Source organism: Bifidobacterium sp. UTBIF-68 (genome assembly GCF_006408855.1).
Classification (GTDB): domain Bacteria; phylum Actinomycetota; class Actinomycetes; order Actinomycetales; family Bifidobacteriaceae; genus Bifidobacterium; species Bifidobacterium reuteri.
In genome coordinates this window covers 75,509-92,342 of the sequence record NZ_JFAN01000013.1, presented here as the reverse complement: position 1 = coordinate 92,342, position 16,834 = coordinate 75,509, and the positions used below count along the sequence as shown (strand labels likewise).

Here is a 16,834-nt window from a genome sequence, read left to right as displayed (position 1 = left end):
TGGGAGTTTCCCTGCACGGTGGGAGTTTCCCTACATCATGGAGCAGTCCCTACACCGTGGAGCCGTTATGGGGACTCATAACTCATGGGCAGTCGTAGATCGCAAGGCGCGATGGACCGCATGAAGGTCTCAAGCGCCCATTACAGCGACAGGACGCCCATTACAGCGACAGGAACAGCTCGTGCAACCGTGTGTCATCCGTGAGTTCGGGATGGAACGCGGTGGCGAGGATGTTGCCCTGCCGCAGCGCGACCGGATGCCCGTCGATCTCCGTCTCCACCGTGGCCTCCGGCCCCGCCGACACTACGTACGGCCCGCGGATGAACACCAGCGGGAAGTCCGTGATAAAGTCCGGCGCATCCGGCTTACCGAAATCCGCGGTGGCGGCGAAGCTGCCCAACTGGCGACCATAGGCGTTGCGGCGCACCACGGCGTCGAGCGCGCCGAAGTATACGTTCGGGTCGTTGTCGAGCTTGCGCGCCAATAGGATCATGCCGGCGCAGGTGCCGAACACCGGCTTGCCGGCCTTGATGTGCGCGTCGATCTTCTCGAACAGCCCGGTGGAGCGCAACAGCTTGCCCTGCGTGGTGGATTCACCGCCCGGCAGAATCACTCGGTCGATGGATTCATCGAAATCCTCGGCGGCGCGCAGCAGCTTCCACGGGGCCCCAAGCTTGTCCAGCACGGCCGCATGCTCGGCGAAGGCGCCCTGCACGGCGAGGATGCCGGTCACGCCGTGCTTGGCGGATTCGGCACCGTCCGATTCCTCTTTGGAAATGTATTCAACAGCTACAACCATGGTTACCTCTTTTGCGATGTCTCGTCTCCCCTCAGTCAGCAGAGCTGACAGCTCCTCTCGGCGAGGGGGCCGGAAATGGGATTGTTCGCATGTTCTGCCGCATCGGCTTCAGCGGCCTCACCGACCAAGGGAGACCGGCCTGAGCGAAGAGGCGCGCCGACCGGATAATCGGCGGCCTCACCGACCAAGTTCCGCCAGGGGAAGCACAAGAATCGTTACTCGCCGCGTGCGGCCATGATGGTCTGGATCTCGTCCTCGTTAATGCCGACCATCGCCTCGCCGAGGTTCTCGGACAGCTTGGCGAGCAGATCGGCGTCCTGCCAATTGGCTGTGGCCTTGACAATGGCGGCAGCGCGCTTGGCCGGATCGCCGGACTTGAAGATGCCGGAGCCCACGAACACGCCTTCGGCGCCAAGTTCCATCATGAGTGCCGCATCGGCCGGGGTGGCCACGCCGCCGGCGGCGAAGTTCACGACCGGCAGACGGCCGTTGTCGTGCACGTACTTGGCGAGGTCGTACGGCACCGCCAACTGCTTGGCGGCCTCATAGACCTCGTCATCGCGCAGGGAGACGAGCTCGTGGATCTGCTTGTTCATCGTGCGCATGTGGCGCACGGCCTGGATCACGTCGCCAGTGCCGGGCTCGCCCTTGGTGCGGATCATGGCCGCACCCTCCGCAATGCGGCGCAGCGCCTCGCCAAGGTTCTTCGCACCGCACACGAACGGCACATCGAACTGGTTCTTGTCGATGTGGTACACGTCGTCCGCCGGGGACAGCACTTCGGATTCGTCGATGTAGTCGATGTCGATGGCCTGCAGGATGCGGGCCTCGGCGATATGGCCGATGCGCACCTTGGCCATGACCGGAATCGAGACAGCTTCCTGAATACCCTTGATCATGGCAGGGTCGCTCATGCGGGAGACGCCGCCGGCCGCACGGATGTCCGCCGGGATACGCTCCAAAGCCATGACCGCGCAGGCGCCGGCGTTCTGGGCGATCTTGGCCTGTTCGGGCGTGGTGACGTCCATGATCACGCCGCCCTTGAGCATCTGGGCGAGGTTTCGATTGAGTTCTGCACGGTTCTGTGCCATTGGTATCCCCTTATGTGCGGTATCGAATGATGTCGTCCCGCCCATTATCAGGTACCTCAGCACATCGCCAGCCAAACCAGTCCAATTTGGATGGGGCCAATTGGCAAGTTCTTGACCCGTCCAATTCGTGACGCAGGCCCGCGCAGAGTCAGTCAGTTGGCGTCAGTCAGTTGGCGTATTGGCCGACCTCGGAAGCCAAGGTCCAACCATCCGACGAGGCGTAATGGTCCGTCACTTCGGATGGCCTCTTGAGCTGGTACTTGTCCGACGTGGTCGTTCCATCGTCATCCCATGTGGGGTCGATCAGCAGCCACTGCCCGTCGACCTTCACATAGTTCCACGCATGCCCGGCCTTCGTCCCCGCCACATTGCCGGACACTACACGAGAGTCCAATCCGGCTTCCTTGGCGAGAATCTGATAGCTGTATGCGTAGGACAGGCATACGCCCTTGCCGCTCACCATGCCATAGGAGCTCCACGCATCCGGGAAGTTGTTGAGGGCGTCGTTGCTCTCGTACGCATTGGCGATACCATCCTTGCCCAAGGCGTTGGACGCATCGTAGTCGTATTCCATCTTGCCGGTCAGGAACCGGTCGATGGCGACGGCCTTGTCCCGATCGGAGCCTTGGAATTGGCCCACCGCGGCTTTGGCAGTGTCTTCCACCGCCTTCTGGCGTTGCTGGTAGCCGTCGGGATACTTGACCCACATCACTGTCTTGTCGCCGTTTTTGCGCACGGTGTAGTTCACACCGTTGGACACGATGCTGATATACGGGTTCTGGTACATGACCTCGGTCATCACATCCGAGGTGCTGGTCTGATAAGCGTCGCTGGCGTACTTGCTGATGTCGATCACCTCATGCCCGTTCAGCAGATTGTTGGCCAGATACTTGCCGAAGTCGGTGGATGCGTAGTTGAAGAGCGGCGACTCCTTGGTATCGGAATCAATCTTCTTGTTGTCATACCCCGACCAATCCACCTTGCCCACCGAATAGATGCGGTCAAGCATGCCGCCCGCCTTGGGCAGGGCATCCGTGGCTGCCTTGGTGACCTGAGCGAACACCGGGTTGAGATCGCCTTCATAGTAGAGGCGACCGGTGTCCTTCAACTTGGTGCCAGGTGCGCTGTAGATGAAAGTCCACCCGTTCTTGCCATCGCTTTTCAGATCGCTGAATGTGCTCGGCACCGTCACCGTGGCGCCATTAGCCATCTCCACGAAGGTGTAGATATACGTTTGCATATCCTCTTCGACGGTGTTCTCCTCGCCGAATACACCCCTCATGTTCTGGCCCCACTGGTCAATCTTGGCCTGCTCCGCCTGACCGATGGGGATGGACGGCACCAGGTCGTTGGCGTCGATCGCATGCCAGAGGCCCTCATTGCCGGCCTCATCCACTGCGGTGACCACGAAGTACAGTCTTCCTGCGGAATCGGCATCCCACGATCCGCCGGCATCCTGCAGGATCTGGGCGCAGTTCTCGGACATCGACCGCTGGCAGTGGTCGATGGAGTCCTGATGCTCCACGGCGAGGGAGCGGAACGCGATGTTCTGTTGCTGCACACTGGTGCCAAGCGTCTCGTCCGAGTATGACTTCGGTTTGTCATAATCCGCGGAGAGCAGCTGGGTCTTGTCGGTGGATCCAAGCTTGTCGATGGCATGGGACTCCGGCATGTAGTTTTCGTCGCCCTCTTTGCCGATCTGCTTGTGGGTCGTGTAGATATACACGTTATAGGTTTTCGCTCCGTCCACCTTGTCCCAGGAGATGTCGACGCCGCCGTCCTTGTTCACCACCGGAGTGACGTTGTTGACCTGCGGCAGACGGGTGATGCCGGTATGCTCCTTGACACGGAAGAACTGCACGATGGGTTTCGCCAGCTTCTTACCATCCGGGGCCACGTACTGCACGTAATAGTATCCGTTGGAGGGCAGGAAGCCGTACTCCTTGCCGATGGAGTCCCCGTGCTGCATGTTCTCCGGTAGATTCATGGCACCGCTCAGTATGAGGGTGCCGGCACCTTCCTTCTCGTCGAACGGGCTGGATGCGATGGTCGACGTGGGAACGGGAACCGCGAATGAGGAATCCTGATAGACGCGCGCACAATCGTCAAGCTGCAGGTCCACGCCGTCAAGCTGGGACTGCCCCATCTTGACGGTGTCGCGGATCTTGACCGGATCCTTCATGATTGTCTTGAATTCGTAATATGTATCGACGGCGATGGGGTCCTTGAATTCATACTTGCCGTTCGGCATGCCCGCATAGGCCTGTTCCTTGGTGGGCATAGTGGAATCAGCCATGATGCCGTCGATGGCGCCATCGGCCTTGAGCATGTAGTATCCCGCCACCGAGGCGATGCCGAATACCAAGGCGAGCGCAACGACGATCGCGATGAGGATGACCCACCACTTCGGCTTGCGCCTCTTGCCTTTGACCTTGGCGTTCTTCGCCGCCTTGCCCCGATGCGCACCGCCGCGAGTGCTCTCCTGTGGAGCAGTTGGGTACTGCGGCTGGCCTGAATACGATTGCGGGCCAGGCTGCTGCGGCTGCGGAGCGGACTGCTTCGGTTGCGGGCCAGGCTGCTGCGGCTGCGGAGCAGTGTACTGGTTCTGTGCCGCCGCCCATCCCTGCTGCTGAGGCGCAGCCTGGTACTGCGGCACCTGGTACTGCGGTGCCGGATACTGCGGCTGGCGCTGGGGAGCCTGATACTGATATGACTGGTTCGCGGAGGTTTGAGGCGATGGCTGCGTACTCGGCTGGGGCCGACCTTGCCGGTACGGAGGCTGATACTGAGGATATTGCCCTTGCCCATACGGTTGCTGTCCAAGCTGAGCACCATTCGATTGCGGGTACTGAGATTGTGGATATTGAGGCTGCGGGTAGGCGCCATGCGATTGGTCGAACTGGCGTCCCTGGCCCGACTGCGGCCATTGCGGCACGGCATTGCCACCCTGCTGGCCGCTCCCCTTGAACTGCTCAGTACTGTTGAACTGCTCATCGCCGTTCAGCTGATTGCCACCATTCATTTGCGGTTCCACTTCGATCCGCCTCCCCCTACATCCTGAATGTCGCTTCAGGAAACACCTTTGTCAGTGTCGTGTTCAGTGTGATATCCCTTACACTATGCACGAGCTTAACACTCACTGTCCGGCGACAAAAGACTCTGGCCGACGAAAAGAAGTCTCCCGGCCGGAACCCTAGCCGATGGTATTGCCGTAGACCTGCGCCTGAAGGTCCTTTCGGGCGGTCTCCATGCGGGTGATCTGACCGAGCAGCGCGATCTTCTCCTCGCCGTCAGGCAGTTGGGCCATGCGACGTCTGGCCAGACCTATCTGGCGCATGAAGCCCATATCCAGTAATCTGGTCAGTAATTCCGAGGCATAGCGCTGTTCCTCCTTGGTGGGCGGGCGCAATTGCACCTCTGCTGCGGGGATCCCCTGAGTGGCCGGTTGCGGCGGCTGCGCACCCTTGCCGGTGTCGTCTCCCGGCAAGGGCAGCGGCATGACCGCCAGCTCGTTGATGACCTGATCGAGCATCGGACCTCCGGCCTTGGTGAGGTTGTGCATCCACAAGCCCTGAGGCGTATCCGTATTCGGCAATCCTCCCGCCGCCGAAATCGCCTGAAACAGTGTGCGGAACACTGGACTCATGAAATGGTCGATGGTGAGCTGCCCGAACATCGTGCGATCGATGGCGCGTGGCACTTGAATCAGCGTGGCCATGAACTGCTGTTCAGCGATGAATACGGCATCATCGATCTTGAAATATGCCTGCTCCTTGGCGTCCCTCCGCTCCAGCGCCTTGCGCGCAGCCGGATTCGCATACGGATTGGCTCCGGCTTCCAATCGAGGCTCCTCGCTCTGGAAACGCCGCTTCGGCGCGTAGGCGTCGTCATCGCGCACCTGCATACGGCGACGGGCGTCCATCACCTCACGCCGCATCACCTCAAGCTCCACGCCAATCCGTCCGGCGGCCTTGCGCGCATAGGCATCCCAAAGGGACCGGTCGCGAATCTGTGCCACCAATGGGGCGACCGCCTTCATCGCCCCCACCTGACCGGGCGTATAGGTCAGGTCAAAACGGGCGATGGCCGTATCGATGACGAAGTCATACAACGGTTTGGCATTGGCGATCAACGACCGCACCGCCTCGTTGCCGCGCTGGATTCGCAGGTCGCATGGGTCGAGGTTATCATCAGCCACAGCTACGAACGTCTGCGAGAGGAACGCGGAATCCAGACCGAACGCATGCAGTGCGGCCTTCTGACCGGCGGCATCGCCGTCGAAGGTGAACACGATGCGCGAGCTCAACGGCTGATCCTTGACCTTCAACGGCCCGACCAGCTGAACGGCTCCCAGAGAATCGTCGGCGATAAGCCGGCGGACGATTTTGGCATGCTCGGCACCGAACGCGGTACCGCAGGTGGCCACGGCCGTATCGATGCCGGCCAAGTGCATAGCCATCACATCCGTATATCCCTCGACGATAACCACCTGACGCTTTTTGACAATCGACGATTTCGCCAGGTCAATGCCATACAGCACCTGCGTTTTACGGTAAAGCTGGGTATCCGGGGTATTGATGTATTTGGCGGCAATCTGATCGTCCTCATACAGTTTGCGTGCGCCGAAACCGAGTGTGCGGCCGGTCGAATCGCGGATGGGCCAAGTCACACGGCCACGGAAGTAGTCGTAGATGCCCCGCTGGCCCTGCCTCGCCAGACCGGCATCAAGGATCTCCTTCTGAGTGAAGCCTTTGGACGCCAGGTGGCGTACCAGATTATCCCAGCCCTGCGGAGCATACCCGCAGCCGAAACGTTCGCAGTCGGCTTGGGAGAAGTTGCGACCGCCGAGCAGCTTGCGAGCAGCCAGAGCCTCCTGAGTGAGGATCTGGGAGACGAAGAACCGCTGCGCCTCCTCGCACGCCTCCAATAGCCGCGTGCGCTTGGAGCCGGTGCCGTCCGGCCGTCCCGAACCGTTGCCGCTGTTCTCGTAGTGAAGCTCGATGTGGTATTTGTCCGCGAGCAGTTCCACGGCCTCGCGGAAGTCGATGTTCTCGGCCTGCTCCACGTATTTGAATACGTCTCCGCCAAGACCGCAGCCGAAGCAGTGCCACACACCGAGCGAGGGGCGTACGTTGAAACTGCCGGTTTTCTCGTCGTGGAAAGGACACAGTCCCACGAACGTGCCGGTGCCGGAAGGCTTAAGCGTCACGGTCGCGGATACGATGTCATACAGATCCGCGGCGGCGCGCACCTTCTCAACGTCTTCTTTCTTAATCATCCCGACCATAAGAACCAAGAGTACCGCCTGATTCAGGACAGGGTAAATTTTTACCGAAAGCGACGTTAGAAAGCCGTTTTCACCGCAGGATGGCATTGTCTAGTGATCCGTCTCACTAATAATTGAGCACTGCATCTCCTGTCTCTCCCCCAGTCAGCTTCGCTGACAGCCCCTCGTCAGAAGGGGCCAACATCACTCAGACAATTACGAGATAGACCACTACCACCGCACAACGGATGGTCACCAATCCCAAATCAGCACAGGATGGAATGCAGCGCCAGGGCGGAGTTGTCGGTCAGGGAGGCCACCTGGTCCACGGCCACGCGCAGACGCTCGTCGTCGTTGGTGGACTCGTTCCAGTCGGCGAGGAACTGGCTTTCCAGCGCGTCCGAGGGGGCCGGCGAATCGGCCATGAGCACGTCGATCAGATCCTCCACGATGGTCTGCTCCTCCTGATGGAACGGCTCGCGTTCGCGTGGCGCCATGACGAAATACACGGCGATGCCCTTGAGCGCCACAATCTCGTAGTCCGTCTCTTCGGGAATGACGATGTTCGCGGAATACCGGGTCAGCGGCCCCGGCCCGTACGTGTCCCTGGTGGCCATCTCCACCGACCAGCAGAACCGGCCGATCAGATCGGAGGTGATGTTCTTCAACTGGGCCAACGCCTGCCGCGACCCATTGAAATGGGCAGGGAACACATGCTCGCGCCGGAATCGGGTGAACGCGGCGAGCAGCTTGTCCGCATCCCATTTCGCCCCGTACCATGCGCGGGTCTGTTCGATGATGTGGTCGAGGATCTGCGGGTCGGCGAGCACGATCGGGTCGAACGCACCAGTGGCTATCGAATCCTCGACGTCATGAACCGAATAGGCGATGTCATCCGACAGGTCCATGATCTGGCATTCCATCGGCTTGGCGTCTTTGGGCGCATTGACCTTGAGCCAGCGGAATACCGGTTCATCATCCGGATAGACGCAGAACTTCTTCGACCGCTCCCCCTTGGGATGCAGATCGGCTTCGGCAAGCGTCCACGGATATTTGACGGCGGCGTCGAGTGCCGCGCGCGTGAGGTTCACGCCGGCCGAACGGCCGTCCGGGTGGAATATCTTGGGTTCCAGACGGGTCAGGATGCGCATGGTCTGGGCGTTGCCCTCGAACCCACCGATGTTACGGGCGATTTCGGCGAGCGCCCGTTCGCCGTTATGCCCGAACGGTGGGTGTCCGAGGTCATGGGCGAGACAGGCGCAGTCCACCACATCCGGATCGCAGCCGAGCATCGCGCCGATCTGCCGGCCAATCTGGGCGACCTCCAATGTATGGGTGAGCCTCGTGCGGGCGAAGTCGTCGGTGCCTGCCACCAGAATCTGGCTTTTCGCGCCGAGCCTGCGCAGGGCCGAGGAATGAATCAGCCGGGCGCGATCGCGCTCGAAGGCGGTTCGATACTTCGATTTGGGCGGCTCGGGGGCCCAACGCTCCTCGTCAAAGGCGCTGTATCCCTCGTTGCTCAGTACCGGTTCCCCATCCCGCGTTGTTTCCATGGCTCAAGCATAGGACGAGACACCGCCCGGCTGGCACCTTACAGCAGCGACGCCGGGTCTAGCATGGCCAAATCCTCAGGCGGCAACACTTCGGCGGCGTGCTCGTACAGGCGTGGGATGCGGTTCCTCAGACAGGTGAAAATCTCGTAGCTGATGGTGTCGGCGGCGCGGGCCCAATCGTCGGCGGTCGGCTCGGCGTACTCCTCGCCGCGGCCGGGGCCGAACAGCTCCACCGTATCGCCCTCGTGCACGCCGAGCTCGGCGGCCGAACCATGGAGATCCACGATGAACTGGTCCATGCACACGCGGCCGCACACGCGATACAGCCGCGGGCCGGCAGCGGTCATGATGCGCACCGGACCGCCGTCCTTCTCGATGTGCTTGGCACCCTGCATGTCGAAGCCGGAGGCCGAACGATGGATGCCGTCCGCGTACCCGAGCGGCACGATGGCGGTGGAGGTGTTGTCCGGGGTCAAATAGGTGCGGCCATAGGAGATGCCGTGGCCCGCCTCCACGTCCTTGACCGTGCCGAGCTGGGCCTGCAGACGCATGGCCGGGGTCAGATGCCAGTCGCGCGGCGTGCCCATGGCCGGGTCGGGCTCATAGCCATAGAGCCCGATGCCCGGACGGGTCAGCTCGAAGTGGATCTCCGGACGGTCCAGGGTTGCGGCGGTGTTCGCCAGATGGCGGATCTGCGGCGGAATGCCAGCCTTCTCCATGCGGCGCGTGAAGTCCTTGAATGTCTCGATCTGGCGGTCGGTGGAGGCCACGAACTCGGGCACATCCGGCGAATCGGCCACGGCCAGGTGGCTCCACTGGCCAATAACCTGAATCACGCCCTCGTGCGCGAGCGGCACCAGTTTGGCGAGCGCCGCGTCGAAGCCTGCGGGCGTGAAGCCGTTGCGTCCGAATCCGGAATCGACCTTGACGTGCACCCGGGCCGGCTTGCCGAGTTTGCGCGCGGCGGCGGCCACGGCATCGATGCCAGGCAGCGAGCCGACGGACACGTCGATGTCCGCGGCGATCAGCTCGTCGAACGGCACTTCGGTGCCGTTGTAGACCCACGTCAGAATATGGCAGCGGTCGGGCCCGATGCCGAGTTTGCGCAGCAGCAGCGCCTCATGCGACTGAGCGGTGCCCAGCCAGGTCGCCCCACCGGCGAGCGCGGCCAGAGCCGCCGGCAGCAGACCGTGGCCATAGGCGTCCGCCTTGACCACGCCCATCACCGCGGTACCGGAATCCGGGCCGCCGACCACGGAGACCAGATGCGCCATGTTGTCCCGCAAGGCCTTGAGGTCCACGATGGCCTGTGCAGGGTATTGGCGACGGGCGGCCGCATAATTGGCCTTACCCTGCTCGCCGGAGAAATCTATTTCGGGTGCTGCGTTCATGCTCATGAGACCCTATTGTTGCGCGACAATGTGACGTGCGCACATCCGGAACCCCCGATAAGCCATATTGAACGAAAAGTAACCCAAAAGTTACACATAGGCGGCTCTTATCACGGAACCATGCCGCCATTGTCCCCGCATACGGCGTACACTATGCGAATTATACGGAGCTCCGCATGGTTATTCGATGCGAACCGTTGTCTGATTCCCGGCGTTGAGGCGTGCCGGGATCCCGGAAATCCGTCCGGTCTAGCCCCATACACCAAGTTCATGAGAGAAGAACATGGATCTTTTCCGCAAGAAAAGCGTGGATCAGCTGGTATCTGAATCCACTCCGCTGAAGCGTACGATGCACACCTTTGATCTGACGATGCTCGGCATCGGCGCGATCATCGGCACCGGTATCTTCGTGCTTACCGGCAAGGGTGCGCTGACCGCCGGACCGGCACTGTCCGTCTCCTTCCTGCTGGCCGCCATCTGCTGCGGTTTCGCAGGCCTGTGCTATGCCGAATTCGCTTCCATGGCACCGGTTTCCGGTTCCGCCTACTCCTACGCCTATCTGGCGTTCGGCGAACTCATCGCCTTCATCATCGGCTGGGATCTGATTCTGGAGTACGCCCTGCAGGCGGCCACTGTGTCCGCCGGATGGTCAGGCTACTTCAACAAGCTGCTTGAAGGGTTCGGCCTGCATCTGCCGGTCGAACTGACCGCCGCCTACGGCACCACGCCGGGCGTGACCACGTACTTCAACCTTCCCGGTTTCGTGATCGTGCTGCTCATCACGTGGGTGCTGTCCATTGGCATCAACCAGACCAAGCGCACCAACGACATCATGGTGATGATCAAGCTCATCATCATCGTGCTGTTCATCATCTGCACCGTATGGTTCGTGAACCCGGCCAACTGGCATCCGTTCTCCCCGTACGGCATCTACACCTTCCAGCCCGGCTCCACCCAGCCCTATGGCATCGTGCCGGCCGCATCCATCGTGTTCTTCAGCTTCATCGGCTTCGACGCCGTCTCCTCCTCCGCCGAGGAGACCGTCAACCCGAACAAGACGCTGCCTCGCGGCATCCTGCTGTCGCTGGCCATCTCCACCGTGCTGTACATCGTGATGACGCTCATCATGACCGGCGTGGTGCCCTACAAGCAGTTCGCCGAGTTCATCGACGCCCCGGTCGCCGGTGTGATTCTGGCCACCGGCCTGAACTGGCTCGCCGTGATCGTGAACCTCGGTGCCCTGATCGGCATGACCACGGTGATGCTCGTCCAGCTGTACGGCCAGTCCCGCATCTGCTATGCGATGAGCCGCGACGGCCTGTTCCCGGAGTTCTTCGGCCATGTGCATGAGAAGTACCGTACACCGTTCAAGGGCACGTGGTTCTTCGGCATCCTGACCGCGATCGCCGGCGGCTTCATCAACATCAACGTGCTGTTCGAGCTGGTGAACATCGGCACCCTGACCGCGTTCATCATCGTCTCCGCCGGCATCCTGTGGATGCGCAAGACGCAGCCGGACGCGCACCGCGGCTTCAAGGCCCCGCTCGTGCCGTTCACGCCGATCATCTCCATCGTGTTCTGCTTCGTGCTCATCGCAGGCCTCAACTGGGAGACCTGGGTGCGATTCGCGGTGTGGTTCGGCCTCGGTCTGATCGTCTACTTCGCCTACAGCCGCAAGCGCTCCAAGCTCGTCGGCGAGACGGCTGCCGCTGAGGCTGCTGAGGCTAAGGACTGAGTCCCCGCCACGGACCAAAGTCAAGAACTGAAACGATTGCCGGCCGATGCTGAACCCCTCGGCCGGCAATCGTTTATATGGAAAGGCGTACGCTGAGTGATGCCCAGCGTACGCCTTTCCATATAATCGCCATGCGCAAGTCCAGACACCGATAATTCACCACTCGTGGCGCTGGTAGGCGATCCTCGTGGTGTCAGTCGGCCGGTCGACGAGCTGAATCAGGCCACAGCGGGCGAAACCGGAGCTTTCCAGCACATGCTGCATGGCCTTATTGTTGGGATGGGTGTCGGCGCGCACATTGCCATAATGCTTCAAGGCCCACTTGATGCAGTCGCGGGCCGCATGACGCACCAACCCGGATGAGGCGATGCGGTGGATGGTCACATAGGTGTCATTGTCGAGCCATGCGCCATCAATCGACGCATACGTGGGATCCTTGCCCGGGCACAACGCGAACTGCGCCAGGATACGCTCGTGTCCGCCGATCGTATCCACCAGCAGCATCGTACGCTGGTTGGCGATATCATCGATGATCACGGATTCCCGGGGAAACTGCGTGCCCCACTGCGTCGGATTGCCGTTGGCAGCCATCAGCGCGCGAGCGCGAGCGTAGATCGTCTGCATCTGCGGCAGATCACGCATGGTGGCATGGCGGAAACGCCGGCCTGTCGCTGCAGTGGCAGCACTCGACTGCGTCACCTTTCACCTCTCTCACTCGTTGTGTCCGACTTCTCTCAATAATCAAGCCGTCAACGTCCAGTCCGTCGCCCAGCTTCGCCAGCTGACCTCAGCAGTCAGCCTCAATAACCAAAGCCAAACGGCAAACTCACGGATAACTGACGGTAAACCTACCATGCCTCGAGCATAAAAATCCCGCCCGCGTTGCGATGCGGACGGGATAGGACGGAATCTGACGTATCCTGCTCGTCAACCGGCAAGCAGGAATCGGAAACTCGAAACCGACGACCGGCAACCAGTCGGTCAGACGACCTTGCGCTCGAACGGGTCGGAGCTGATGCCCTCCTCGAGGATCTGCTTGGCCCATTCCTTGGCGGTGAACAGGCTGTGGTCGCGGTAATTGCCGCAGCTCTTCTCAGTGGTGGCTGGCACGTCATCCCACGTGGCCTTGTAGGCGATGAACTCCAGCGACTCCTTGAGCGCCTTCGCCACTTCCTCGGTGGGATGCTCGCCCCAAGTCAGCAGGTGGAAGCCGGTGCGGCATCCGAACGGCGAGCAGTCGATATAGCCCGGGATACGCTCGCGCAGCAGCACGGCGATCGTGTGCTCGATGGTGTGCAGGCCACCGGTGGGGATGGCCTGCTTGTTCGGCTGGGTCAGGCGCAGATCGTAGTTGGAAATCACATCACCGTGCGGGCCCTTCTCGGTGTCGATGTAGCGCACGTATGGCGCCTTGACCTTGGTGTGGTCGAGCTGGAAGCTTTCCACGACCGGCTTTTCGGACTGCTCTTCTGCCATTTCGTTGTCCTTTCCACTGTCAGCATTCGCGGTACCGCCAGCAATCGTAGTCGCCGCCGAACGGGATTACGCATCGACATCCCACGGTTCGCTATAGACGATAGTTATGGCGCGAGCCACTGGATTCGGCGACTGCTTACCGCGCATTGGCTGCGCTGGCTGCACCGAACGAAGCGACCGCCTCCATGAAGCGTTTGCCGTACAGGTCCAGCTTGCGCTGCCCCACACCGCTGACGGCCAAAAACTGTGCGTCGGTGACAGGCCTGATGAGGGCCATGTCCCGCAAGGTCTTGTCGGAGAAGACGATGTACGGCGGTTTGCCGATCTCCTGGGCGATGGTGCGGCGCAGGTCGCGCAGCTTCCGGAACAACGCCTCGGCGTCGTCATCGGGAATATACGAGCCCAGCGCCGCACCGGATACGTTCGACGCTGCGACACCGACGGGCACTCCCCCATCAACGTACACTCCCCCGCCGCGCACGCCGGTTCGTTCACCGGCGCCTCCGACCGTGCTTCCGGCAGCGCTCATACCGGCCGCTCTTGCCGACACCTTGCGCCGCAGCTTTTTCATCTCGTAATGGAAATCAGGAGAGGTGGTCTCCGCCGCGCGAGGCCCGAAGTGCACGATCGGCAGACGGCCTTCGGCAATGGTCAGATGACCGTCGGAGGTCATCTGACTGAGCACATCACGGATCAATGCGGTGTCGGTATCTTTCAGCATGCCGAACGTCGGCATCTGTTCGGGATTCAGACTCGACAATTCCTGGGCCTTGGAGCCACGCAGTATTTTGACGATCTTGCCTGAGCCCACCTGCTGCTGCACATCGTGCACGCATCGGCTGATCGCGCGTGCCACGCGGGTCACATCGATGGTCTCGAAAGTGCTTTCGCAATTCGAACAGGCACCGCACCTGACGGCATCCTTGGCGCCGCCCGCCTTCGCGGTATCCTCTGACGCAGAAGAAGCATCAGTGGAAAGCCCGGAAAGATCCTGGCCAAAATACCGTGTCATATACCGGTGCAGGCAGTCGGTGGTGCGGCAATAGCCCACCATGCCATCGAGCAACTGACGCTTGCGCAGGCGCGCAATCTCCTGTTCTTCGGGAGTCATGCGCTCATTCTCGTAATCGCTGTCGAGCAGCCGGCGTCTGGTCACGATGTCCGACTCGTTCCACAGCAGCGTGCAGCGGCTGGGCTCGCCGTCTCGCCCCGCGCGACCGGCCTCCTGATAGTAGGCCTCGATGGATTCAGGCATGTTGTAATGAATCACGAAGCGGACGTCCGGCTTGTCGATTCCCATACCGAACGCGTTGGTGGCCACCACCACCGGCACCTTGTCGGTGATGAAGTCGCGCTGCGCCCGTTCGCGCACATCAGATGCCATGCCGCCATGGTAGGCGACCGCCGTATGGCCCATCTGGTTCAACGTGGCGGCGAGCGCCTCAGTGGTTTTGCGGGTGGCGCAATAGATGATGCCGCATTCATCCGGGTGCTCCGCCACATAATCCGACACCCATGCAGCCTTGTATTTGGTTTCCAGCTTGACCACGTCGAAATACAGATTCGGCCGGTCGAATCCGGTGACGGTGACCGCCGGCTCGCGCAATCCGAGCAGACCAACGATATCCTTGCGCACGTTTTCGGTGGCGGTGGCGGTGAATGCGCCGATCGGCGGGCGCTGCGGCAGTCCCGCAATGAATTCGCCGATGCCCAGATACGACGAGCGGAAATCCTGCCCCCACTGGGAGACGCAATGCGCCTCGTCCACGGCAATCAAGGCAATCGGAGTGCGCGCGGCGAAATCACGGAATCTTCGTGTTTCCAGACGTTCCGGCGCCACATAGAGCAGTTTGATCTGTCCGGCTGCCGCCTGCGCCAGCACCATGGCCTGCTCGTCCGGGTCCTGGGTGGTGTTGACGAACGCGGCAGACAGACCGAGATCGTTGAGCGCATCAACCTGATCGCGCATCAGAGAGATCAGCGGCGAAACCACCAACGTGAGTCCCGGCATCAGGGCGGCGGGAATCTGGTAGCACACGGATTTGCCCGCGCCGGTCGGCATCACGCCCAACACGTCCCGACCGGTCAGAAGCGCCTCGACGATGCCGAGCTGGCCGGGCCGGAACGAATCGTAGCCGAAATACTGTTTAAGCGCCCCCAGCGCCGCCTCACGTGCCGTCATGACATACAACCATAGCGCACGGGGGCGCGTGATTCACAGGCGCTCGAGCGCCTGCTTGAGGTCGGCGATGAGGTCGTCGGCGTTCTCGATGCCCACCGAGATGCGGATCAGGTTGGCAGGCACCTGCAACGTGGTGCCGGCCACGGAGGCGTGGGTCATGGCCGCCGGCACCTCGATCAGGCTCTCCACACCGCCAAGCGATTCGGCGAGCGTGAAGATCTCGGTATGGTCCACGAACCGCTTGGCCGCCTCGGCACCAGCGGCCAGCTGCACGGAGACGATGCCGCCGAATCCACCGTGCATCTGGCGTGCGGCGATCTCATGGCCCGGATGGGATTCGAGGCCCGGATACCAGACGCGCTCAATCACGTCGGAGGGCTGGGATTCCAGCCATTCGGCCACCTTCAGCGCATTGGCGCTGTGGCGCTTGACACGCAGGTCCAGCGTCTTGAGACCGCGGATATCCAGCCAGGAGTCGAACGGAGAGGGCACCGCTCCGGCCGCGTTCTGCAGGAACGCCACCTTCTCGCGAGTCTCCTCGTCGTTGAGCACCACGGCACCGCCCACCACGTCGGAGTGGCCGCCGATGTACTTGGTGGTGGAGTAGACCACCGCGTCAGCGCCCTCATCCAGCGGATGCTGCAGGGCCGGCGAAGCGAAGGTGTTGTCGACCACGACCTTGGTGCCGTACTTGTGCGCCACTTCGGCGGTGGCTGCGATGTCGGTGATGTTCAGCAGCGGGTTGGAAGGGGTTTCGACCCACACGTACGCATAGTGCTTGGCGGCGAGCGCCGTCTCCACGGCTGCAAGGTCGGTGATGTCCACCACATCGAGTCCCACGCCCCACGGCACAAACACCTTGGCGAGCAGACGGTAGGTGCCGCCGTATACGTCGTTGCCGAGCAGGATGTTGTCGCCGGGCTTGATGGTGGAACGCAGCAGCACGTCGATGGCGGCGAGACCCGAGGAGAAGCTCAACGCGTATTTCGCGCCTTCCACGGAGGCGAGCTGTTCGTCGAAGCTGGTGCGCGTGGGGTTGATGGAACGCGAGTAGTCATGCCCGCCGCGCAGACCGAGCACGCCGTCCTGCTTGAAGGTGGAGGTGGCGTAGATCGGGGTCACCACGGCTCCGGTGGTCGGATCGGGCTCCTGGCCGGCGTGGATGGCACGGGTGGCAAGGGCATTGGATGCAAACTTGGCGTTGTATTCGGCGGACATGTGTTGTTCCTTTCGGTGTATTCCGTATTCGAGGGTAAGTCAGGGTTGGTCAGTGAATGCGCGTGTTGATATCAGCGTTATTGATAGCGGGTTATCGCGGGAATTGCCTTTGTTGATGCGCGG

11 protein-coding genes are annotated in these 16,834 nt (G+C 61.5%); 1 reads left to right on the top strand and 10 read right to left on the bottom strand.

Annotation, left to right across the window (positions count from 1 at the left end; translation table 11 throughout):
* Positions 1-160: 160 nt before the first annotated feature.
* The 6 genes from pdxT to alr form a co-directional block, all read right to left on the bottom strand.
* Positions 161-799, bottom strand: a complete 639-nt coding sequence (gene pdxT / locus BW14_RS04300) for a pyridoxal 5'-phosphate synthase glutaminase subunit PdxT (RefSeq protein ID WP_044089983.1) — start codon at positions 797-799, stop codon at positions 161-163.
* Between the two features lie 215 nt (positions 800-1,014).
* A complete protein-coding gene (pdxS, locus tag BW14_RS04295; RefSeq protein ID WP_044089984.1) occupies positions 1,015-1,890 on the bottom strand; it encodes a pyridoxal 5'-phosphate synthase lyase subunit PdxS in 876 nt (291 codons plus the stop codon).
* A 166-nt stretch (positions 1,891-2,056) separates the two neighbouring features.
* The gene (locus tag BW14_RS04290) at positions 2,057-4,912 is read right to left on the bottom strand and encodes a transglutaminase domain-containing protein (protein WP_140463301.1); all 2,856 of its coding nucleotides are present in this window, start codon (positions 4,910-4,912) and stop codon (positions 2,057-2,059) included.
* A 171-nt stretch (positions 4,913-5,083) separates the two neighbouring features.
* Entirely contained in the window at positions 5,084-7,177 is a 2,094-nt protein-coding gene (gene dnaG / locus BW14_RS04285; RefSeq protein ID WP_044089986.1) for a DNA primase, read from the bottom strand.
* Between the two features lie 245 nt (positions 7,178-7,422).
* Positions 7,423-8,709, bottom strand: a complete 1,287-nt coding sequence (locus BW14_RS04280) for a deoxyguanosinetriphosphate triphosphohydrolase (RefSeq protein WP_044089988.1) — start codon at positions 8,707-8,709, stop codon at positions 7,423-7,425.
* A 38-nt stretch (positions 8,710-8,747) separates the two neighbouring features.
* Positions 8,748-10,106 (bottom strand): alanine racemase, encoded by a 1,359-nt coding sequence (gene alr, locus BW14_RS04275; protein ID WP_044089990.1) that lies wholly within the window; start codon positions 10,104-10,106, stop codon positions 8,748-8,750.
* 277 nt (positions 10,107-10,383) lie between these two features.
* Between alr and BW14_RS04270 the strand changes: the two genes are divergently transcribed.
* Positions 10,384-11,835 (top strand): APC family permease, encoded by a 1,452-nt coding sequence (locus BW14_RS04270; RefSeq protein WP_044089991.1) that lies wholly within the window; start codon positions 10,384-10,386, stop codon positions 11,833-11,835.
* Positions 11,836-11,991: 156 nt separating this feature from the next.
* On the opposite strand, the gene BW14_RS04265 is transcribed toward BW14_RS04270, so the two are convergent.
* The 4 genes from BW14_RS04265 to BW14_RS04250 all read right to left on the bottom strand — a co-directional run bounded on the left by BW14_RS04265 (position 11,992) and on the right by BW14_RS04250 (position 16,711).
* Entirely contained in the window at positions 11,992-12,534 is a 543-nt protein-coding gene (locus tag BW14_RS04265) for an N-acetyltransferase (protein ID WP_140463299.1), read from the bottom strand.
* Between the two features lie 282 nt (positions 12,535-12,816).
* On the bottom strand, positions 12,817-13,311 hold the full coding sequence (locus BW14_RS04260) for an S-ribosylhomocysteine lyase (protein WP_044089992.1): 495 nt from the start codon (positions 13,309-13,311) through the stop codon (positions 12,817-12,819).
* Positions 13,312-13,447: 136 nt separating this feature from the next.
* On the bottom strand, positions 13,448-15,493 hold the full coding sequence (locus BW14_RS04255; protein ID WP_044089993.1) for a RecQ family ATP-dependent DNA helicase: 2,046 nt from the start codon (positions 15,491-15,493) through the stop codon (positions 13,448-13,450).
* Between the two features lie 33 nt (positions 15,494-15,526).
* Positions 15,527-16,711: a cystathionine gamma-synthase gene (locus BW14_RS04250; RefSeq protein ID WP_044089995.1), complete on the bottom strand. Its 1,185-nt coding sequence runs from the start codon at positions 16,709-16,711 to the stop codon at positions 15,527-15,529.
* Positions 16,712-16,834: the final 123 nt, after the last annotated feature.